This is a genomic window from Vibrio sp. V01_P9A10T6, assembly GCF_963877065.1.
GTDB classification, from domain to species: domain Bacteria; phylum Pseudomonadota; class Gammaproteobacteria; order Enterobacterales; family Vibrionaceae; genus Vibrio; species Vibrio anguillarum.
The window spans coordinates 1-6,963 of sequence record NZ_CAWNTB010000052.1 but is presented as its reverse complement, the minus strand read 5'-3'; the positions used below and the strand labels follow the sequence as shown (position 1 = coordinate 6,963).

The following is a 6,963-nucleotide window of genomic DNA, read 5'->3' as shown; positions in this document are numbered from 1 at the left end:
ATCATAGACACATGGTGTTACACATTCTTTAACATCTAAGTGACTATTTTTATTAAAATTTACACAAAACAAATACGATACAGGGCTTGCTTTTTAGCTCATTCAGCCCCATAAATGTACAAACAAACATAAACCCTTACGAGGAAGATTATGAACAGCCCTATGTTTACTCGCTCAGCTAGCTTAGAGAGCACACTACAAACTAATAAAGTGTTGAAGAATACTTACTTCTTGCTTTCAATGACTCTTATCACTAGTGCTATTGCTGCGATGGCAACAATGGCAATGCAGATTTCACCATTCATGGCACTCGCTATGCAGTTGGGAGCAATCGGTATTCTATTCTTCGTGATGCCTAAAGCCATTAACTCTTCTTCTGGTATAGTGTGGACATTTGTGTTCACCACATTAATGGGCGGTGCTCTGGGACCAATGCTTAATCACTATGCGGCAATCCCGAATGGCTCTAGCATTATTGCTCAAGCACTCGGTCTTACTGGCCTTGTTTTTATGGGCTTATCCGCTTATACCATTACGACTAAAAAAGACTTTTCGTTCATGAGAAGTTTTTTAATGGCAGGCCTCATTATTGTCATCGTTGCAGCAATTATTAATATTTTTGTTGGTTCTACCGTTGGCCAACTTGCGATCAGCAGCATCGCGGCGCTCGTGTTTTCTGGCTTTATCCTATTTGACACAAGCCGCATCGTACGAGGTGAAGAGACAAACTACATTAGTGCTACCATCTCAATGTATCTAAATATTCTGAACTTGTTCACAAGCTTATTGGCTATTTTAGGCATTATGAACGACGACTAATTTACGTCGACATTTTGTCCAAACGAGCCCGCAAGCCACAGCTTGCGGGCTTTTTGCTTTCTAAACAGTTGAGATCACACATTCACTACGCTACCCTAAACGCGGATTTTTAATCGAGTAATAAAGATGTTTGAATACAATGGTAAAACCGTCGAAACTGATGCTCAGGGTTACCTCCTAGACCATACCCAATGGGAAGAAGGAATGATCCAGACGCTGGCCAGTCAGGAAGATATCGAGTTAACAGACGCTCATCTAGAAGTCATTTTGTTCGTGCGCCACTTTTATGAAGAGTTTAATACTTCACCCGCAGTGCGTATGTTAGTCAAAGCGATGGAAAAAGCGCATGGTCCGGAAAAAGGCAATAGCAAATATCTGTTCAAACTCTTTAAAAAAGGCCCGGCCAAACAAGCAACTAAACTTGCTGGGTTACCAAAACCTGCCAAATGCTTGTAGTGTGAAACTAAGCCCCCAAGCAACTTAACCATACAAAGCACAAAGCGGTGCTACTTTTAAAGTATTTCGAATCCGCTATATTTTTCAGTATAAGAAAGAAGTGATTCACGCAACACAGACATTACTTTCGCCGTTTTGGGGCCTTGTTGAAGCCACTGATAAAACTGCTCCAAATTTTCACTATTTCCAATGGCGATGACTTCAACCTCGCCGTTATGTAAATTTTTAGCATAGCCTGTTAAGCCTAGCTTTAGTCCTTGATGAGCGGTGTGATAACGAAAACCAACCCCTTGGACCCTGCCTGTCACGATAAACTTGTCGCACTGTTGAGCCATTTGGATACCTCACTCTATGTTTAAACACTCAATCATTTTATCTACTAAAACGTGTCCTTCACCATAATGAAAGAAACGGTAGTGGATTAATTTGATGTACATCCCACAGATACTCTCCTCAAACAATTTCCTTTATTTACGTTTGAAGCTCGCTCTTTGTTTGCTTTCCACAACCTTTTCTATGAAAATACGCCCCCATTTTGAATATTCATCGAGTAATGTATGACAGCTGCAATCTATCTAGTCAAAGGCCGTGAAAAATCTTTGCGCCGTAAACATCCATGGGTTTTTTCCCGAGGGATCAACAAGGTAGAAGGTGAGCCTAGCCTTGGAGAAACTGTCGACGTTTATGCTCATGATAATCAGTGGTTGGCAAAAGCAGCCTATTCACCTACCTCTCAAATTCGTGCTCGCGTTTGGAGCTTTGAGAAACAGGAGATCAATGTCGATTTCTTTGTGAAACGAATCGAAGATGCACTGTTAGTCCGCCAGGATATTATTGAACGAGATGGTCTTACGGGCTTTAGGCTGATTGCGGCAGAATCTGATGGGCTGCCAGGAATTACTATCGATAAGTATCAAGATTATCTAGTATGCCAACTGCTTAGCGCAGGAGCTGAATACCATAAAACGAATATTGTTACAGCGCTGACAATCGTTTTCCCAGAGTGCCATGTTTACGAACGTTCAGATGTTGCCGTTCGTAAAAAAGAAGGTTTGGAAGAGCGCATGGGCGTGCTGCATGGCGATGAGCCGCCAAAATCGGTCATTATCGAAGAAAATGGCGTAAAAATTAGCGTCGATATTGTTGGTGGACACAAAACAGGCTTTTACCTAGACCAACGTGACAGCCGCCAGAAATCGATAAAATATGTAAAGGATAAAGATGTCCTTAACTGCTTTTGTTATACCGGAGGCTTCGGTTTGTACGCTCTTAAAGGCGGTGCCAAACGTGTAATTAATGCCGACGTCTCACAACCTGCATTAGATACCGCCAAATACAATGCAGAGATCAATCAATTCGATATCTCCAAAAAACGCGCTGTATTTTTAAATGCCGATGTTTTCAAATTATTGCGAGAATACCGTGATCAAGGAACGCTGTTTGATGTGGTGATCATGGATCCACCTAAGTTCGTATCGAGTAAAAATAACCTGACCTCTGGTGCAAATGGTTATAAAGACATCAATATGTTGGCAATGCAAATTTTAAAACCCGGTGGCACTTTACTCACTTATTCATGCTCTGGCCTTATGGGCACCGATCTCTTCCAAAAAATCATTGCGGACGCGGCGCTTGATGCAGGTCGCAGCGTTAAATTTGTTGAAAGGTTCGAGCAAGCCGCTGACCACTTGACAGATTCAGCCTACCCTGAAGGGTTTTATCTAAAAGGGTTCGCTTGTAAGGTGTTGTAAGCCGTATTTATAGACAGCAAGAAAAACCGGAGCTCTTATCAAGCTCCGGTTTTCGTTATTTTAGTCCTTTAAATGGTTTAGGTTATCCATCAAGCTACTGGTGATATCCGCAGCTGACGCACCATCAAAGTCCACGGTCAATGTTTGACCCGACTTGACAATCGTTAGGTGCGATTCATGTTCATTTCCTGTAACACGGATAGATACATCGTCCACAACACCTTGATGATCTGCACTACTCAGCCCATCAAGTAATACTGTGATCTCGTCTTTGGACATGTCTTCGAACAAATCAGAGAAATCTAACGAATCCCCTTCCGAACGATGGAAGTCAGTAACGCGGTCAGTCGCGGTTTCCATCTCAACCCATTTAAAGATATCTGCACCATCACCACCAGTAAGGATATCATTGCCTAAGCCGCCAATTAGAACATCATTCCCAGCACCACCATCTAGAATATCATTACCAGTACCACCGCGAAGGCCATCGTTCCCTTCGCCACCGTAGATATAGTCATTACCCGAGCCTCCAAAGACGAGATCTGTACCTCCTTGGCCGAATATACGATCATCGCCACCACCGCCATGAGCTATATCGACGTAAGCATTACTAGCTCCCGGGATATTGAGTGCGCTGTCTTCGTTATTGGCATCTTGTAGCCAAGAGCCATCAAGCCCAGTCCCAAAACGATCCAAAAGATCGGAAGCCGCCATCTCTTTTAGATGAGCCTGTGTATGATTATCCAAGCCGTCAACATGACTATCACCAAGATAAATAATGTCATCTCCTTTTCCGAGATAGACATAATCACCACCATCGCCTACATCCACGACTAAACCTTTTTCAACATGATCGTGATAAGTCACCGACGATGAACCGGCACCCGATGTTGACCACTGCACTTTTTGATTTGACGTAGTGGTATCGTATAGCTGTATCGAATCAATGCTATTTCCTTCAGCTTTAATGTCGTGCCCAACAACAAATGTTAGTGAACTTGAGCTTGTATCCCCATCGTTATCTTTTAATGTATAGTCGAAAACCAATTGGGTATCCGATGAAATAGTTGCCCCAAAGAACTGGTAACTGCCATCATCCAAATCAATAATTAATGAGTGTTTATCATTAATATAAATTGACAAAGTATTGGTTGTAGGATCAAAACTATGGGTCAGAGATGAAGATGTCCCCATAACTGATATCGATTGGCCATCGAATAAATAGGTAACATCGCTGATAGTAATACTCGCTATCACTCCCCCATCAGCTCCCATCCCATAACCATCAACAGGTACAAGAATATTCCCGCCGATAGGTTGAATGACAGATTGTAATAAAATAGGGGGAAGCTGAGTCACATCAGACACTACTATAGAGCCTGTATCTACATTTAAATGGCCATCATAAGCAACCTTATCTAATTCTCCTTGCGGAACATTATTCCCCATACCATAAGCAAGAGAGGTGATTTTGTTTTCTTGTAAATGACTAACCCAACTATCAAGCTCATCTTTCTCTATGGTGTTAAAGTTTTTCACACCATTTTTCCAATCGTATCCTTCGGGTACACCATCAGATAAGAAATAGCTCACATTGCTAGCGCCACTTAATGGCTCACCATAACCGAGACCAGACCATTGATTCTGTGCCAATTCAATAGCGTGATCATAATCTGTACCTCCAGAAGCCGTTAGGCCCATTATGTAGTTTTTGGCTTGTTCAACCGTCATCCAGTAAGAGGAACCATTATGGTAAGGAGAAGCTGTTGCATTAAATAACAGTAATTGGACCTGAGTCTGACCAATAGCTTGGTATTGATCTAATAACTGTACCGCTGATTCTTTCATCACTTGAAGACGAGTTTTACCGTTGCCAGCCTCCCAAGCCATAGAACCCGACACGTCTAAAATCAACTGAACATTGGCGCCTTGTTTAGTCTCTGATTCTAAGACATGCAAAATGTCTCTTGCTAACGGCGCATCATCTTCAATGACGAGAGTAACAACACCAGTACCGATTGCTCCTGCCGCATTTTTCGCTTCAAGTGGGATCTCGATAGCTAAATGATCTTCACTTGCCTTATCTGGATGATCGATAGGTGCATGTAACACACTATTTACTTTACCTTGATCATCTAACGCAAACTCGACAACCTTATTACCATTTGCAGAACCAGTGAGCATCTGTTTATCTGGCGATAATGACCAAGTGATCGCGACACCATTAGATGTGTATCGATCAGTCGGTAGACCAATGGACAATTGAGTAACGTTGGAAAGACTTAACTGACCATCAACTGAAGCTTGGTTAGTCGTGTCTTGTGAACCAGTGACGGATTCGTCATCTACTATGCCGCCTTGTAATCCTTCTTCAGAAACATTGAGCGTCAATTCACCAATAACCGGTGGAGACACAGGCTTAACCGCAAAACCAAGCACAGCACTGTCACCATCGGCATCAGTAACTTTCACTTGGAAATCAATGTCTCCATCACCTAGCGGCGATTGTATATTTTGATACTGGTAAAACTCCCATTTTCCCGTTGTCGGTGTAAACTCGAGTTTGAAGACTAAATGCCCTTCTGCATCTTTACCAGTAAGAGTATTTGCTCCTACTAACCCAACAGTAATGTCAGAGCCAGTAACCGTTTTGAGTGTCGCAGATTCATCCAGGCCAACTAATTGCAGTGCCCCTCGGCCATCGGCCCCCCATTGCGGTTCAACGACACCAGAACCATAAGCAATTGGCTGCGGCGCATCCGAACCAAGAAACTCGATATTTTTAACGGTAAAGTCACTATTATCTTTATGATTGAACGAGTTACCATTATCAGTAGCTTTGATAACCATCGTATCAAAGCCACCCTGCTGCACAGAAAAGTCTTTAGCGTAATCTCCACGGTTTTCATCAGAGGTAAAACTTTGAGTTGCAATCAGCTTTCCATCTCGCCAAAACTCAACAATCCCGCTTTCGCCTTCACCGCCAAACATTTTGCTGAACTCAATTTTCGCACCATAAGCTACCGTGTTAGGATCGAGTTTAATAACCAACTCTTCGGATGCAGAACTGCCATCTGAAAACTTACGAAAATCAACTTCATTAGCAAGATTATGGTACGGAGAACCCTTACTACTAACGCCGATACCTTCGCTGTCACCATTAATATTTGCACTAACCAAAGTGGACGATAAAGCTGAAGAGAAGCCTTTTGCAGTAATCGTAAATTGACCACCATTAATAGTAGTCCTATCACCACGGTAACTCGTTAGATCAAACTGGCCAATTAACACATCAGGAATATCAGTTACTGTGGCAGCAACTGGCTCCATCACATGATTGCTAGGTGCATCGTCTTCAATGATGATCGATAATTTGCTTTCCGTTGTGGCTTGCCCATCTGAAACAAATACGCCGAGATCTAAACTCAGTGTATCTTCTTGGGAGCCATCTGGATGGTCGACAGGGCTGAGTAAAGTGACCGTATAGTTCCACTCGCCCTTGCCACTAGCATTAGGAGCAGTAAGCTCGATTTCAATAACGGATTTAGAATCACTACCAGATGTAGAGCCTATCAGCTTGTGATTTTGAGCATCCCATTCCCAAACGACTTCCATACCTCCCGACGTGATGCCCTCCGGTCCCGAAAGAGTGATCCCTACGGAATCGCTATCTACATCATCAATTGTGATGCTGCCAGATGCCTTAACTGCGTCGCTTGTATCTGAGGATCCAATATCATCTTGAAGTCCACCAGATAAGCCTTCCTCGGAGAGAGGAGCAATGCTTGAGATTGCGATCGTCGCCGCATCATTCGTGCCATTGATGGTCACTTTCACGACTTGCGGTGTGCCGTCTACCGACGTCACCGTGAAGCTTTCGACTTTGCTGTCGCCAACATTCATCTCATTGAACGCACTGTTCGCCACGAACGTCCAC

At 43.1% G+C, this 6,963-nt stretch carries 5 protein-coding genes; 3 read left to right on the top strand and 2 right to left on the bottom strand.

From position 1 onward, the window contains the following. Positions 1-150 precede the first annotated feature (150 nt). Both AACQ21_RS03175 and AACQ21_RS03170 read left to right on the top strand, forming a co-directional pair. The gene (locus tag AACQ21_RS03175; RefSeq protein ID WP_010318447.1) at positions 151-819 is read left to right on the top strand and encodes a Bax inhibitor-1 family protein; all 669 of its coding nucleotides are present in this window, start codon (positions 151-153) and stop codon (positions 817-819) included. Between the two features lie 126 nt (positions 820-945). Continuing rightward, positions 946-1,275, top strand: coding sequence for a TusE/DsrC/DsvC family sulfur relay protein (locus AACQ21_RS03170; protein ID WP_010318448.1), 330 nt, complete (start codon positions 946-948; stop codon positions 1,273-1,275). A 56-nt stretch (positions 1,276-1,331) separates the two neighbouring features. On the opposite strand, the gene yccX is transcribed toward AACQ21_RS03170, so the two are convergent. Beyond that, positions 1,332-1,610, bottom strand: coding sequence for an acylphosphatase (yccX, locus tag AACQ21_RS03165; protein WP_026028007.1), 279 nt, complete (start codon positions 1,608-1,610; stop codon positions 1,332-1,334). A gap of 222 nt (positions 1,611-1,832) precedes the next feature. Here yccX and AACQ21_RS03160 point away from each other — a divergent pair, with 222 nt between their 5' ends. Beyond that, on the top strand, positions 1,833-3,026 hold the full coding sequence (locus tag AACQ21_RS03160; RefSeq protein ID WP_017049815.1) for a class I SAM-dependent methyltransferase: 1,194 nt from the start codon (positions 1,833-1,835) through the stop codon (positions 3,024-3,026). 60 nt (positions 3,027-3,086) lie between these two features. On the opposite strand, the gene AACQ21_RS03155 is transcribed toward AACQ21_RS03160, so the two are convergent. Then, entirely contained in the window at positions 3,087-6,953 is a 3,867-nt protein-coding gene (locus AACQ21_RS03155) for a VCBS domain-containing protein (RefSeq protein ID WP_339366310.1), read from the bottom strand. Between the last annotated feature and the right edge of the window lie 10 nt (positions 6,954-6,963).